General features: G+C 60.6%; 14 protein-coding genes. 8 read left to right on the top strand and 6 right to left on the bottom strand.

What is annotated here, in order from left to right; genetic code table 11:
- Positions 1-79: 79 nt before the first annotated feature.
- The 3 genes from J1G34_RS18940 to J1G34_RS18930 all read right to left on the bottom strand — a co-directional run bounded on the left by J1G34_RS18940 (position 80) and on the right by J1G34_RS18930 (position 3,164).
- The gene (locus J1G34_RS18940) at positions 80-1,108 is read right to left on the bottom strand and encodes a purine-nucleoside phosphorylase (protein ID WP_065894274.1); all 1,029 of its coding nucleotides are present in this window, start codon (positions 1,106-1,108) and stop codon (positions 80-82) included.
- 14 nt (positions 1,109-1,122) lie between these two features.
- Positions 1,123-2,073: a nucleoside-specific channel-forming protein Tsx gene (locus tag J1G34_RS18935; protein ID WP_222994480.1), complete on the bottom strand. Its 951-nt coding sequence runs from the start codon at positions 2,071-2,073 to the stop codon at positions 1,123-1,125.
- 176 nt (positions 2,074-2,249) lie between these two features.
- A complete protein-coding gene (locus J1G34_RS18930; RefSeq protein ID WP_222994479.1) occupies positions 2,250-3,164 on the bottom strand; it encodes an AraC family transcriptional regulator in 915 nt (304 codons plus the stop codon).
- Between the two features lie 214 nt (positions 3,165-3,378).
- Between J1G34_RS18930 and J1G34_RS18925 the strand changes: the two genes are divergently transcribed.
- Positions 3,379-4,152 carry an L-iditol 2-dehydrogenase gene (locus tag J1G34_RS18925; RefSeq protein ID WP_065937434.1) on the top strand — a complete coding sequence of 258 codons (774 nt, stop codon included), beginning with the start codon at positions 3,379-3,381 and terminating at the stop codon, positions 4,150-4,152.
- 67 nt (positions 4,153-4,219) lie between these two features.
- On the opposite strand, the gene J1G34_RS18920 is transcribed toward J1G34_RS18925, so the two are convergent.
- Positions 4,220-4,912: an NUDIX hydrolase gene (locus J1G34_RS18920; protein WP_065894278.1), complete on the bottom strand. Its 693-nt coding sequence runs from the start codon at positions 4,910-4,912 to the stop codon at positions 4,220-4,222.
- 145 nt (positions 4,913-5,057) lie between these two features.
- Here J1G34_RS18920 and J1G34_RS18915 point away from each other — a divergent pair, with 145 nt between their 5' ends.
- The 7 genes from J1G34_RS18915 to J1G34_RS18885 all read left to right on the top strand — a co-directional run bounded on the left by J1G34_RS18915 (position 5,058) and on the right by J1G34_RS18885 (position 12,530).
- Positions 5,058-5,705 (top strand): nicotinamidase, encoded by a 648-nt coding sequence (locus J1G34_RS18915; protein WP_065894279.1) that lies wholly within the window; start codon positions 5,058-5,060, stop codon positions 5,703-5,705.
- A gap of 11 nt (positions 5,706-5,716) precedes the next feature.
- Entirely contained in the window at positions 5,717-6,934 is a 1,218-nt protein-coding gene (pncB, locus tag J1G34_RS18910) for a nicotinate phosphoribosyltransferase (RefSeq protein ID WP_065894281.1), read from the top strand.
- 1 nt (position 6,935) lies between these two features.
- Positions 6,936-7,751, top strand: a complete 816-nt coding sequence (nadE, locus tag J1G34_RS18905; protein ID WP_065894283.1) for an ammonia-dependent NAD(+) synthetase — start codon at positions 6,936-6,938, stop codon at positions 7,749-7,751.
- Positions 7,752-7,868: 117 nt separating this feature from the next.
- Positions 7,869-8,336 carry a hypothetical protein gene (locus J1G34_RS18900; RefSeq protein WP_122462583.1) on the top strand — a complete coding sequence of 156 codons (468 nt, stop codon included), beginning with the start codon at positions 7,869-7,871 and terminating at the stop codon, positions 8,334-8,336.
- A gap of 169 nt (positions 8,337-8,505) precedes the next feature.
- Entirely contained in the window at positions 8,506-9,756 is a 1,251-nt protein-coding gene (locus J1G34_RS18895) for a hypothetical protein (protein ID WP_207225378.1), read from the top strand.
- A 184-nt stretch (positions 9,757-9,940) separates the two neighbouring features.
- Complete coding sequence (locus tag J1G34_RS18890; RefSeq protein WP_065884695.1) at positions 9,941-11,296, top strand: MATE family efflux transporter; 1,356 nt, start codon at positions 9,941-9,943, stop codon at positions 11,294-11,296.
- 40 nt (positions 11,297-11,336) lie between these two features.
- A complete protein-coding gene (locus J1G34_RS18885) occupies positions 11,337-12,530 on the top strand; it encodes an MFS transporter (protein WP_065894291.1) in 1,194 nt (397 codons plus the stop codon).
- Here J1G34_RS18885 and J1G34_RS18880 read toward each other — a convergent pair.
- Both J1G34_RS18880 and J1G34_RS18875 read right to left on the bottom strand, forming a co-directional pair.
- On the bottom strand, positions 12,509-12,862 hold the full coding sequence (locus J1G34_RS18880; RefSeq protein ID WP_065894293.1) for a type II toxin-antitoxin system HicB family antitoxin: 354 nt from the start codon (positions 12,860-12,862) through the stop codon (positions 12,509-12,511). The two genes, J1G34_RS18885 and J1G34_RS18880, sit on opposite strands and share 22 nt — an antisense overlap.
- The gene (locus J1G34_RS18875) at positions 12,859-13,110 is read right to left on the bottom strand and encodes a type II toxin-antitoxin system HicA family toxin (RefSeq protein ID WP_065894295.1); all 252 of its coding nucleotides are present in this window, start codon (positions 13,108-13,110) and stop codon (positions 12,859-12,861) included. The genes J1G34_RS18880 and J1G34_RS18875 overlap by 4 nt, the downstream gene beginning before the upstream one ends.
- Positions 13,111-13,211: the final 101 nt, after the last annotated feature.

Genomic DNA, 13,211 nt, shown 5'->3' with positions numbered 1-13,211 from the left:
GATAGCGGTGATCAGCCAATCACGTACTGGCTGATGCATCGCTTTCGGGAGCAAGCCCCCTCCCACAGTTGGATCTGTATCAGGCCTCTGGAACGCCTTTTTCCCAGGCCGACCAGTTGTTCAGGATCGCCTGTACCAGCGGATTGCCCGTGCGGTAGAGGTTCTCCAACGCCGGTACAAACCCACCCTGGTCGGCGTACTTGAGCAGGTTGTCCACTTCGCTGTAGCCCGGGTACGGGCGGTCAAAGTCGGAGCCTGCACGCACCACCGCCAGGCGCTGGATGTCCACCAGCCCTTCGCGGCTGGCGCGCAGCAGCGCTTCATAGGTGGAGTTGTCTTCCTGCTGGGTGGTGCAGTATTCGCCTTTGTTGTCCGTAAGCAGTTTGGTCCACACCTCGGCGCGTTCGCTCAGGCGGGTGCCGGAAAACCAGGTATTGCCCGCCAGGGTGTCGCAGCGTGTGACCTGGGGCGGCTGATTGGCCGGGGCGGCGGGGTAGTGCTTGCGCCAGGCGGCGGACTCCTTGCTTTCAGTCAACTCAACCTTGTGCGACAAGGCAAACGCCTTGGCCTGAAGCTTTGGGTTGAGCTCGAAGACTTCGGTCTTGTAGTCCAGCGGCGGTTTTTCATTGGGGCCCTTGGTGTTGATGCCGATATAACCCGTCGGCCAATCCTTGGGCGCGTCGCGGGAATCCAGCTCCCACTGCGTACCGAATTCCACCAGGTAATGCGCCCAGGCGGCTGTGCCGATGGTGCCATGCTTGGGGCTGATACCGGCAATCCCGGCGATCAGGAAATAGCTCTGGCGCAGGTCGAACCTGGGCGACAGGGCCAGTGCCAGGGTGGAGGCGGCGGCGTTGGTCTGGCCCATGCCGGTCACCAGCAGGCACACGTCCTGGGTGTTGCAGCGAATCGCCGGGTACTCGGCGGACAAGCCGGGCACGCGTACCTCCTGTTTGAGCTCCAGGCGATCGATCCAGGTTTGCGCCTCGGGGGCGAACATGGTGATCAACATCACCTTGGGCTTGATCGGCGCAGCGCTGTCCGCCAGCACCACGTGGGGCAGCAGGGCGAGGCCGATGGCCATCGAGAGGCGGGTTAAAGTTTTCATCTGCAGCTCCTTGATCAGAATTGGTAGCCCACGCCGGCGTAGTAACCCCAGCCGTCGGAGCGGGCGCGAAAGTTGCCTTCGCCGAAATTCAACTCGCTGCCATCCTCCCAGTTGCCGCCGTTATGAAAGTAACGGCCGACCAGGGTGAAGCGCAGGTGGGTGAACGAGTACAACAATACGTTGGTTGCCACCAGGGAATTGGCGGTGCGCGCAGGGTTGTCCTTGTGCAGCTGCGAGCCGAAATCGTAGTTGGTAAAACCGATGTAGGTCAGCGAGGCGCCGTTGTCGAATTTGCCGATGGGCACGATGTATTTCATCTGCGCGCGGTAGCCGTCCCAGGAATATTCATTGCTGGCGCCGTAGTTTTCCCACTGGTAGCGCCCGTAGAAGTTGGCCGACAGGTTGACCCGCGAGTGGGTGTCGATGTCGGTGCCAAGGCCGCTGTACAGGGTATTGGCGCGGTTCTCTTTGTTGCTGCCGTGGTCGTAGATCCAGTCGAACGCCACATACCATTCCTTGAACGGCCCGATCGCCAGGCTGCGACCGGCCAGGTAGTCGATGGAGATACGCGGCTCATGTTCCATGAACACGGGCGAGCCATGGTCCCACGCGCCTTTGTCGTTACTGTTACCGATGCCGAGGATCTTTGGCACGTCGATGTAGCCGTACAGCTCGAATGGCCCCTTGCGGCCGAAATACTCGTATTCCAGGTAGACGTCGTCCTGGGGCTTGGGACCGAAGCTGATGTCCTTGCTGCCGATCAGCGTGAGGTCCTGGTTGAACCATTCCGACAGGTAAGCGCCTTTTTTCGCCGGCGGGTTGGCCTCGGGGCTGAGGGTTTCGCCCTGTGCCGAGTCATCCGAAGGTTGGTCGTGCGCCAAAATGGGTGCACTGAGTAGTCCCGTAACGGCGGCCAGTAGCAAGGAAACACCAAGGCAAGCACGAGGCGTTGAGGTGGGGTGCATTGAAAATCCCTATTCGTACGCGGTTTGAACCCGATTGCTCGGGCAGGGTGAACCTGGCGACCAGGTTCGTTCCGCAAACGTTTGCACAGGCTGTACCAACTTTCGTCAATGGTCTGAATCGACTGAGAAAAGGCGGAAATAACCGTCTCTTTGATCAGAAAATGACAGGGTGTCATTCAGCCGAGGTGACTGACCGCGTGCAGGCCGGTCTCACGCCGATATTCACTGGGCGTCTGGTTCATCTCGATCCGAAAATGCCGGTTGAAGTTGGACAGGTTGGCGTAGCCCACTTCAAAACAGATGTCCGCCACCGATCTGTCGCTTTGCAGCAATAGCCGGCAGGCGCGCTGCACGCGAAATTTGCGCATCAGTTCGATAAAACCATGGCCGGTATTGCGTTTGAAAAAGCGCGAGAAGCCTGGTTCGCTCATTTCCAGCTGCCGGGCGATATCCGACACGCGCACCTCGCCGCTCAATTCACGCATGAGGTAGTCGAAGGCCTGGTTGATGCGGTCGGCGCTGCGCGGGTCCAGGGTCGGTGCGTAGCGCGGGCTGGCCAGGACCTTGATCTGTCGGGGCGGGGCGCTCTTGAGGGTGTCGAGCAGTTGCAGGAACAGCACCAGGCGTTGCAGGCCCCGGGCGTTGCCGATGGCTTCCATCAGCCGCGCCGCCTGCGCCGCTGTTTCGTGCTTGAACTCCAGGCCGCGTCGCGCCTGTTCAAACAGCGGCTGCAGGTCGCCAAGTTCCGGCAGGGCCTCGCGCAGGGCAAGGAGGGCGGCGCCGTCGAATTGCAGCACCACGTCACGGCCGCACTGGTACTCGCCGGGTGCCAGGTCGCCAATCCAGTCGTGGGGCAGGTCGGGACCGATCAGCGCGACATGCCCGGCACCGAATGCACCGATATAGTCGCCCGCCACCAGCTTGCCGCTGCCGTGGCGGATCAGGTGGATTTCGAATTCCGGGTGGTGGTTCCAGCGCGCCAAGTCAATCGGGTAGTCATGCTCGAACCAGCGAAAACAGTGCTGCGGCTCGGGCAGGATCACTTCACGTTCGGCGCGGCGTTGCTCGAACAGGGGAGCGCGGATGGGCATGCGGCTGCCTCTTGTGCGTTGGATAACCGCCAAAATACGCGCCTTGGCAGGCTCGGCGCTACCCACGGTGCTATCGGGCGCTGATACTTTTTTGCACGTTTGAGGTCGGTTAAAAAAGTACCGGTCGAGCGTGTGCGGTGCGTTTGTGAGAGGTCGTCTCCAACTGCTGTAATCAGCCGTGCAGGAATCCGACATGATTGCAAAGGACACCGCCATGAAACGACTTGAAGGTAAAAGCGCACTGATCACCGGATCGGCGCGCGGCATTGGTCGCGCGTTTGCCCAGGCCTATATTCACGAAGGCGCCACGGTCGCCGTTGCCGATATCAACCTGCAGCGCGCCGAGCAGACCGCTGCCGAACTGGGCCCCCAGGCTTACGCGGTGGCAATGGACGTCACCGACCAGGCCTCCATTGACGCAGCCATCGCCGCCGTGGTCGCCCACGCCGGCAAGCTGGATATTCTGATCAATAACGCGGCACTCTTCGACCTGGCACCCATCGTCGAGATCACCCGCGACAGCTATGAACGGTTATTTTCGATCAACGTCGCGGGTACGCTGTTTACCTTGCAGGCCGCCGCGCGGCAGATGATCCGCCAGGGCCACGGCGGCAAGATCATCAACATGGCCAGCCAGGCCGGGCGGCGCGGCGAGGCGCTGGTGGCGGTGTATTGCGCGACCAAGGCGGCGGTGATCAGCCTGACGCAATCGGCGGGGTTGAACCTGATCAGGCAGGGCATCAACGTCAATGCCATCGCCCCGGGCGTGGTGGACGGTGAGCACTGGGATGGAGTGGATGCACTCTTCGCCCGGCATGAAGGCCTGGCGCCGGGCGAGAAGAAGAAACGGGTAGGGGACGAGGTGCCTTACGGGCGCATGGGCACGGCTGAAGACCTGATCGGCATGGCGATCTTCCTGGCGTCGAAAGAGGCTGACTATGTCGTCGCGCAGACCTACAACGTCGATGGCGGTAACTGGATGAACTAGTGGCGTGCACCGATCAACACGGTGGGCACGGACAACCAGCCCCACCCCGTTGATATTCGTTGTTCGGTTACTCGGCAAAGCTGCGATCAAAGAAGTAGATCTCTCCTGGCTTCAACATGTCTACCGTCGCCTGGGGCCGGCCGCCTTCACCCTGCTTTTTGCGCCCGGTTTCGCGCAGATACCCGGCCTCGGTCAGTTTCAGCAAGCGCTGGCGGATACTGGTCTTGAGCACCGGCCGGGCGAGTACCAAAGAAAAAATCGTAGTCGCCTCCGGTGCGCTGAACTCACGGCCCAGGAACATCAACGGCAGGCTGCTGTACAGCGATTTGGAAAACAATCGCTCCTGTACGGCCGCCACAAGCCTGTTGTGATCAAACGGTAACTTGATACTGCCATCGGCTACCGCACTCAACGAATACCAGGCCTGATGGCCGCCCAGCGCGACTTCTTCGGCCACGATCGCCAGGTAGTAAGTGGACGATGACCAGCAGCGCGGGTCGCGAAACGCATCGCCCACGGTGCCCACCTGTTCGTTCCAGACCAGATCGAGGCCGACCTTGTCACTGGCGCGAAGTCGCTCCACCGCATCCTGCAGGCTCAGGTCCTGCACATCGCCATTGACCACCACACCCGGCAATGCCCAATGTCCGGCAAAGGGCTCGGCATCGCGCTTGTTGAGCAACAGCTTCAATTCCCCGCAGGCACGGGAGTAACACAGTACGCACAAGTCGACGGTGTGCAGGTAGGGGCTCAATGGCATGTGACGTCCTTCTTACAACGTAGGCACCTAGTCTAACGCTTCGGACAGATATGTCATGTACTCGAGCTCAGGCAGTCGTGAAAATACTTGTTGCCTTGAAAGTACATGACATGTACTTTTGTTTCCAGGCCACCGGAGAATCACCATGACCCTCGCCAAAACTGCCATTGCCTCATTCGATGTGGATGCCCAGAAGAGTTTCACGCCGCTGTGCCCCGACGAACTGCCCGTAGCCGGAGGAGACCTGATCGGTGCCGAACTCAACTACATGGCCAGCCTTGCCGGGCGCCGTATCGGCAGCAAGGACGCCCACAGCCCGCAGGCGCCCTGGGTGGTCGAGCAGCACAGCCAGATGCTGCAACCTACCGGCCTGGCTCACGCCGATGTCACCTGGGTCAGCCACTGCGTGCCGGGTACCGAGGGCTTCACCTTGCTGGCTGAATTGCCCAGCCCTTATGACTACGACTACTTCGTGTGGAAGGGCGTCGAACCCGACCTGCACCCCTACGGCGCTTGCTACCACGACCTGCACGACAAGCTGTCGACCGGCGTCATTGAATACCTCAAGGCCCGGGGCATCGTCCGCGTGCTCGTCGGTGGCCTGGCCCTGGACTACTGCGTCAAGACCACCGCCCTGCAACTGCTCAAGGCCGGGCTGCAGGTGGTGTTGCACCTGCCGGGGTGTCGAGGGATCACTGAAGAGGGCGGCGTGCAGGCCGTCAACGAATTGCTCAAGGCCGGTGCCGCTATCAGCCGCACCCGCGAAGAACTGGCCGCGATGGCCACGCGTTAAGGAGATCCACCATGGAAAGCGCCTATGACACCGAGTCCCCGGTCATCCAGGGCTTGCTCGACACCGATTACTACACCTTCACCATGATGCAGGCGGTGCTGCACCAGCACCCCAATGTGGATGTGGAGTACAACTTCATCGTCCGCTCCAGGGAAAAACTCGGCCATCTGATCCCGCAGCTGCGCGCCGAGCTGGAACAGCTGGCCGGCCTGCAGATGCGTGAAGGCGAGCTGCGCTTCCTGTTCAACCCGCGCTTTCGCGAATACCTCACGCCGGATTACGAGCGCTTCCTCGGGCTGTTTCGCTTCAACCTGCGTTATATCCACGTCAGTGAAGTGGACGGGCAATTGAACATCCGGGTGATCGGCCCGATGCTGCACTGCATCATGTTCGAGCAACCGGTACTGGCGCTGGTCAGCGAGCTGCGCAACCGCGACAAGTACCCCGACGTCACCCTCGAAGACGTCACCCGCAAGCTCTACCAGAAGTTCGACTGGCTGGAGAAAAACCTCAGCCGCGACGAACTGGCCGACCTGCGCGTCTCCGACTTTTCTACGCGGCGGCGCCTGTCATTCAAGGCCCAGCGCGAAGTGGTGGACATCATGCGCCGCGACTTCCCCGGCCAGTTCCTCGGCACCAGCAACGCACACCTGGCCTATGAATTCGACTTGCCGCTGATCGGCACCATGGCCCACCAATGGCTGATGGTGCACCAGCAATTGGGGCGCCTGCGCGAAAGCCAGAACGCCGCACTGGAAAACTGGGTGCGCGAGTACCGCGGCCGTCTTGGCATGGCCCTGACCGATTGCATCAGCACCGATTTCTTCCTCAAGGATTTCGATCTGTACTTCGCCAAGCTCTACGACGGCCTGCGCCAGGATTCCGGGGACCCCATCGTGTGGGCCGACAAGGTGCTGGCCAGATACAAGGCGCTCGGTATCGACCCGATGACCAAAGACCTTATGTTCTCCGATGGTCTGAATTTCGAAAAATGCCTGCCGATCCTGCGGCATATCCGCGGCAAGGCCAGGTTCGGCTTCGGCATGGGCACCAGCCTTGCCTGTGATGTGGACGGCGTGGAGCCATTGAGTATCGTGATGAAGCTGGTGCGAGTACACGGCGAGCCGGTGGTGAAATTTTCCGATGACCCGGTCAAGAACGTCTGCGAAGACCCATCGTTCCTGCAGTACGCAGCACAGGTATTCAACGTTGGTAGCGTGGAGGCATGACATGCACACTCAAGAACGCATCGCCCGTGAGTTGAACGTAGACCGCTTGCTGGTCGCAGGTGGCGAGGCCCGGGAAATTCAACGACGCATCGATTTCATCAAGCGCGTGTTGCGCGCTTCTGCCTGCAAGGCGCTGGTACTGGGTATCAGCGGCGGTGTCGACTCATTGCTCGCAGGCCGCCTGTGCCAGTTGGCGGTGCAGCAACTGCGCGACGAAGACTACGCCGCGCGCTTTATCGCCATGCGTCTGCCCTACAAAACCCAGGGCGACGAACACGATGCCCAGGCCTCCCTGGATTTTATCCTGCCGGACCATGTCGACACCCTGGACATTGCCGTCAGTGTCGACGGCCTGATGGCCAACCTGGCCGCTGCGCAAGCCAGTGCCGCACAACGCGATTTCATCAAGGGCAATGTCAAGGCCCGCGCGCGCATGATCGCGCAGTATGCACTCGCCAACCTGCACAATGGCCTGGTGGTCGGCACCGACCAGGCGGCCGAAGCGCTGATGGGGTTCTTCACTAAATTCGGCGACGGCGCCTGCGACCTGGCGCCGTTGTCTGGCCTGACCAAATCCCAGGTGCGCCTGCTTGCCACCGCACTCGGTGCCCCGGCAAAACTGGCGCAAAAGCCGCCGACTGCCGATCTTGAAGAACTGGCACCGGGAAAACTCGATGAGGACGCCTACGGTTGCTCGTACGCCGAGATCGACGCGTACTTGATGGGCGAACCGGTGAGCGAGCGGGTGAGGGCGATTGTCGAGGCGGCATATGGCAAGACAGCGCATAAACGTGCGCTGCCGATTGCCCCGCAGTAGGCGCGGGCTGCAAGCCATATCAGGAAGTGTCTCGCCATGAAATGGAATTTTTCCTACATTATTGAAGGATGAGGATTCTTTACGCTCTGAGCTTTCAATGAGTTCAGGATCAACGGAATGGCTTCCAGCGTATTGAAAGCGAGTGACTCAATTGCTGGCGTCTTGCGCCGCTACCTGCCAGTGCTTCTCGGCACGACGGCCATGGCGATTTTGTCAGGCATCCTGGTGACGGTATTGGATGATGCGACCTATCTGCGCCGGTTCGACCCGTCGCTCAAAGCGCAGATGTCGGGGTGGAGTCTTGTCGCATTGGCGACTGTTGCCGTGTTTTCCAATGCCATGATGATGTGCGGTCGGCGTTGGGCGGGTGTTGTCCTGGCAAGCTATTTTGCGATGTGTCTGATGCTGGTGGTACCGACCCTGCAGTACCATCCCCACACCTTGGCCTATACGTTGGGTGTCGTATGTCCGCTGTGCGGATTGCTGCTGCTCAATAGCGAACGCCACCGCGAGATGCGCCACTCGCTGCTCAAGCTACGTGTTCTGCGCCACGACGGCGGTCGGGCCGCAGATCGCTCCGCTTGACCCTGCACTTCGCCGGCCCTCGCAGGCGTTTGGTGGATAGTCCGATTCTGATGCGAAACCCTATGTGTGTTTGGAACTGCACTGTTTCAGTTGCCACCAACAGGCAGCCGAACCGAGCGCTTGTTTGTTTGGCCAGGCCGTTGTTACGTCCAAGACATGAGGTGTTGCCATGATGAATACTTACTTAAACCAGCCGTTCTATTCGCCTCCGCCTGTGCAGAACCGCGAATTTCCCTCAGCGGGTAATGCGATGGCGAATATGCCCAGCGTAATGACCAGCAATTATTCCCACTCGGCCGTTGCAGACATGCTGCTGCAAAACTTCGAGTATTTCAGATCGCCTGGCAGTTCTTTCGCGTCTCGAGAGTCGCTGGCTGATGTGGCCAATCGTCCATTGGGGATGGGCGGTCATGATGATCAGATGACGTTGCTTGCCAGGGATATATTGGGTCGGCCCGGTCTCGCAAGCCTGTTTGACGGTGTTCAAAATGGCGCTCAGGAAGATGGCCTGATTAACCGCGAGGATATGCAACTGGCTATCGGTCAGTTGTCTCAGCAGGAGGCGGGCGGCTATTCCCCACTGTCAGGCAATCGATTTGCCGGAGGGAATAACGGCGCGATGCAACAGCAGAGAATAAATCAGCAATATTCTCCTCAGTTCAACGCGCAACCTGAATTCGGTGGGCCGCAAGGCATGCAAGGCTGGCAGGCGTCGCAGCCCCCGTCTTATATGGGTGTGCAAGGTAGCCAGCCATGGAGCCCGATGATGGCCGCAGGTCGACCCTATGCCAATGACAGTGACGAGGCGTTCTCGGCCAAGGTGCTTTCCCATTTCGGTGCCCTGCAAGATCCTTCACGAGGTAGCATCACGGATGAGTCGCTGAGCGCCGCTGCGTCGGGACATACCCTGGATGGACGGCCCATCAGTGCGGCCGATACTGCTGTCGCGCAGGAATTGATGGAGCGAGGACAACTGTTCAAGACACTGGATCAAGGCCGCAGTGGCGTGCTTGACGGCAGTATCTCCCGGCAGGACCTGGGGGATGCATCAAATACATTCAGGACGATGAGCGACGAAGGGCTGCTGCATGCCGTCAAAAATAATTTCAGACAGTTTACCGCCGGTGCGGATGACAAGTACGTCAATGTGAATGAGCTGAAAGAGGCGGCGGGTCTTACCCCGTCCACACGAACCTTCAGTCCGCAAGCGCGCGAAGTGGCCCTGGAATTGCTCAATCGTCCTGGCTTGTTGCGTGAGCTGGATATCGGCGTTCGGGAGGAGGGCAAGCCGGGCGCTGAAGACCAACGCTTTGATATGGTCAACATCGACCATATGATCGACCAGCAATCCTCCCGTGCGCCAAGCAAACCCTACGCCAGCGCGTATGCGGGTAACTTCTCCGTATCCGCCGGCGGGTAATATTTGCGGCTATCAAAGGCTGCTTTCCGGTAGGCGGATAGCAGCCGTCCCTGGCACCTGCCTCGTTGCACGCAACTACCTGCCCTCTGGAGTGGTCCATCGATCTCGGCGTACCATTGGCGGTTCAGCGCCAACAGCCTCAAGCGATTGACCACTCCACTGCCACCCAGGGGCCCAAACCATCATGGAAGTCACCCAGCAACGACCGTTGTGGCAGGTTTACCTGTTCTTTCTGGCACCGATGGTGCTCTCCAATTTTCTGCAAAGCTTCTCCGGTACGCTCAACGGTATCTATGTCGGGCAGATGCTCGGTACCCACGCGCTGGCGGCGGTGTCGGGCATGTTCCCCATCGTGTTTTTCTTCATCGCCCTGGTGATTGGCCTGGGTGCCGGCGCCTCGGTGCTGATCGGCCAGGCCTGGGGCGCCGGGGAGACTGGACTGGTCAAGGTGATCACCGGCGCCACGCTGACCCTGGGCGCACTGATAGGCTTGCTCGCGGCCGTACTGGGTGGGCTGTTTGCGCGCCCCGCGTTGCAGGCCCTGGGAACCCCCGTCGATGTGCTGGACGATGCGGTGGGCTACGCCCAGGTGATGATGCTGATCATGCCGCTGCTGCTGGTCTTTATCCTTTATACCCAGCTGCTGCGCGGCGTCAGCGACACGGTTTCGCCGTTGTTGGCGCTGATGGTATCGACCCTGGTGGGCTTGTTGCTGACGCCGGCGCTGATCCGCGGTTGGATCGGCCTGCCGCCCATGGGCATCCAGAGTGCGGCGTACGCCGGGCTGGCGGGGAATGCCCTGGCGATGCTGTTCCTGATTCTGCGCCTGCGCCACAAGCACCATGTGATGGCGCCGGATCGCGACATGCTCGCAGCCCTGCGCCTGGACCGGGTGATCCTCGGCAAGGTCCTGCGCATCGGGTTGCCTACCGGCTTGCAGATGGTGGTGCTGTCGTTGTCCGAATTGGTCATCCTGGCGCTGGTCAACGGCCATGGTTCCCAGGCAACGGCGGCGTACGGCGCGGTGACGCAGATCGTCAATTACGTGCAGTTTCCGGCGCTGTCGATTGCCATCACCGCCTCGATCCTGGGCGCGCAGGCCATTGGCGCCGGTCGCCTGGAGCGCATCGGGCCGATCCTGCGCACCGGGCTGTTGATCAATACCGGCCTCACCGGTGGCCTGATCGTGCTCGGCTACGGGTTGTCGCATTGGCTGCTGGGTCTGTTCATCACCGACGCCGCCGCGCGCGTCAACGCCGAGCACCTGTTGCATATCATGCTGTGGAGCATCCTGGTGTTCGGCTTCCAGGCCGTGATCGGCGGGATCATGCGTGCCAGCGGCGTGGTGCTGATGCCGGTCGCTATCTCGATTTTCTGTGTGCTGTGCGTGGAATTGCCGGTGGCGTACCTGTTCAATGCGCACTTTGGCCTGGAAGGCGTATGGATGGCATTTCCGGTGACTTACCTGGCGATGCTGGTGTTGCAGACAGCCTATTACCGCCTGGTATGGCGGCATAAGCAGATCAAGCGGCTGGTGTGATACAAGGTTGCCCCACCTAAGGACAGAAGGCGCTTTATCAATGGCAAATCCCTACGCCGCGTTGTTTCAGGTTCCCGGCGCTCGCGCTTTTGTCCTGGCGGGCATGCTGGCACGCATGCCGATATCCATGACCGGTATCGGCCTGATCACCATGCTCTCGCAGGTGCATGGCGGTTATGGCCTGGCGGGCTCGGTGGCGGCGGTGTTCGCGTTGGCCACGGCATTTTGTGCGCCGCAGGTATCGCGTCTGGTGGATCGATACGGCCAGGGCAGGGTGCTGCCGATCGCCGCGCTGATCGGTGGGGGCGCGTTGTTGATGGTGCTGCTGTGCACGCGTGTGCAGGCGCCGAACTGGACGTTGTTCCTGTTCGCCGCGCTGGCCGGTTGCATGCCCAACATGTCGGCCATGGTGCGAGCGCGCTGGACCGAGTTGTACCGCGGCCAGCCCAGGCTGCAAACCGCGTTCGCCCTGGAGTCGGTGCTCGATGAGGTGTGCTTTATCATCGGCCCGCCCATTTCGGTCGGTCTGAGCGTGGTGCTGTTTGCCGAGGCCGGGCCTTTGGCGGCGGCGCTGTTGCTGGCGGTGGGCGTGACCACTTTCGTGCTGCAACGCGAGACCGAGCCGCCGGTGCACCCACGCCACGACCACCATGGACGCTGGCTGATCGCCTCGCCTTCGGTGCTGATCCTGATGACCCTGTTGCTGGCCATGGGTGTAATTGTCGGGGTGGTGGATGTGGTCAGCGTCGCCTTTGCCCAGCATCAGGGTCAACCCGCCGCGGCGAGTATCGTGCTGTCGGTCTACGCCATCGGCTCCTGCCTGGCCGGCCTGGCTTTCGGCACGCTCAAGCTCAAGGCCTCGTTGCCCCGGCAGTTTCTGTTCTGCGGCGTGGCCACGGCGTTGACCACCTTGCCGTTGCTGTGGGTGACCGATATTCCGGGCCTGGCCGTGGCGATCTTTATCTCCGGCCTGTTCTTCGCCCCGACCCTGATCGTGTCCATGGCGCTGGTGGAGCAAGTGGTCCCACCGAGCCGCCTCACTGAAGGCATGACCTGGCTGATCACCGGCCTGAGCATCGGCGTGGCGATTGGCGCCGCCAGCTCGGGCTGGATGATTGACCACTCCGGCGCCGCCAGCGGGTTCTGGGTGGCGCTGGCGGCGGGGTTGGTGGTGTTGGGTTCGGCCGTGCTGGGGTATCGGCGGTTGGGCAGTCAGCCAATCGCCGGGCAATGATGTTGTAAAAACTCATTCAGCGCCTGGCGTGTCAGATCGTTCAACGTCACTTTCTTGCGGGTCGCCGCCAGCGCTGCCGCCAAATGCAGATCATGACCCACGCGTACGTTGAACGAGCCCTTGCAAGGCTTTTCCGGCGTTTGCCCGAGGGCCTGGCAGGTGGCGAGGTAATCGTCCACCGCCTCTCTGAAGGCCGCGTCCAGCTCGGCGACGGTTTTGCCTTCGTAGCTCACCAACGCCTTGATGAACAGGATTTTGCCGAACAGGCAGTTGTCTTCGAGGCTGGCTTCGATGGAGCCGATGTAGCCTTTGTGTTTCAGCTGGTTGTTCACTGAATCAGTTCTCCTGATTTCAATTGTTCGATGATTTGGCGCCGAATGTAGTGTTTCAGTTCGTTGCCGGGGTGAGGCTTGTGCAGGGTAATCAGTGCACTGGGGTCGCCGATATCGAATTTGACCCGGCTTCCAGCCCCTTCAATCTGTGTGTAGCCCAGTCGGCGTAACAGCGTTACGAGTTCAGACCAGGTGAATGCCACGTGCTCATCGAGCAGTTTGGCGAGCAGCTTTTCATTTTTGGACACGGCGTTCCCTGCGTGTAACTAAATGTAGTTGCAAAAAGTGGTGTACGTCAATGCTAGCTTGGGTTGACGTGTCTTTCTCAAGATTGATGTAACCCTTGATG

The organism is Pseudomonas sp. Wu6, assembly GCF_019891515.1.
GTDB lineage: Bacteria > Pseudomonadota > Gammaproteobacteria > Pseudomonadales > Pseudomonadaceae > Aquipseudomonas > Aquipseudomonas orientalis_A.
Note: the sequence above shows the minus strand (reverse complement) of the source record. Positions and strands in the feature narration are given on the sequence as shown.

What these genes read in the sequence shown, in the direction of transcription:
- J1G34_RS18940 (WP_065894274.1), bottom strand. Translation starts at nt 1,108, where the DNA reads ATGAAAACTTTAACCCGCCTCTCGATGGCCATCGGCCTCGCCCTGCTG.
- J1G34_RS18935 (WP_222994480.1), bottom strand. Translation starts at nt 2,073, where the DNA reads ATGCACCCCACCTCAACGCCTCGTGCTTGCCTTGGTGTTTCCTTGCTA.
- J1G34_RS18930 (WP_222994479.1), bottom strand. Translation starts at nt 3,164, where the DNA reads ATGCCCATCCGCGCTCCCCTGTTCGAGCAACGCCGCGCCGAACGTGAA.
- J1G34_RS18925 (WP_065937434.1), top strand. Translation starts at nt 3,379, where the DNA reads ATGAAACGACTTGAAGGTAAAAGCGCACTGATCACCGGATCGGCGCGC.
- J1G34_RS18920 (WP_065894278.1), bottom strand. Translation starts at nt 4,912, where the DNA reads ATGCCATTGAGCCCCTACCTGCACACCGTCGACTTGTGCGTACTGTGT.
- J1G34_RS18915 (WP_065894279.1), top strand. Translation starts at nt 5,058, where the DNA reads ATGACCCTCGCCAAAACTGCCATTGCCTCATTCGATGTGGATGCCCAG.
- pncB (WP_065894281.1), top strand. Translation starts at nt 5,717, where the DNA reads ATGGAAAGCGCCTATGACACCGAGTCCCCGGTCATCCAGGGCTTGCTC.
- nadE (WP_065894283.1), top strand. Translation starts at nt 6,936, where the DNA reads ATGCACACTCAAGAACGCATCGCCCGTGAGTTGAACGTAGACCGCTTG.
- J1G34_RS18900 (WP_122462583.1), top strand. Translation starts at nt 7,869, where the DNA reads ATGGCTTCCAGCGTATTGAAAGCGAGTGACTCAATTGCTGGCGTCTTG.
- J1G34_RS18895 (WP_207225378.1), top strand. Translation starts at nt 8,506, where the DNA reads ATGATGAATACTTACTTAAACCAGCCGTTCTATTCGCCTCCGCCTGTG.
- J1G34_RS18890 (WP_065884695.1), top strand. Translation starts at nt 9,941, where the DNA reads ATGGAAGTCACCCAGCAACGACCGTTGTGGCAGGTTTACCTGTTCTTT.
- J1G34_RS18885 (WP_065894291.1), top strand. Translation starts at nt 11,337, where the DNA reads ATGGCAAATCCCTACGCCGCGTTGTTTCAGGTTCCCGGCGCTCGCGCT.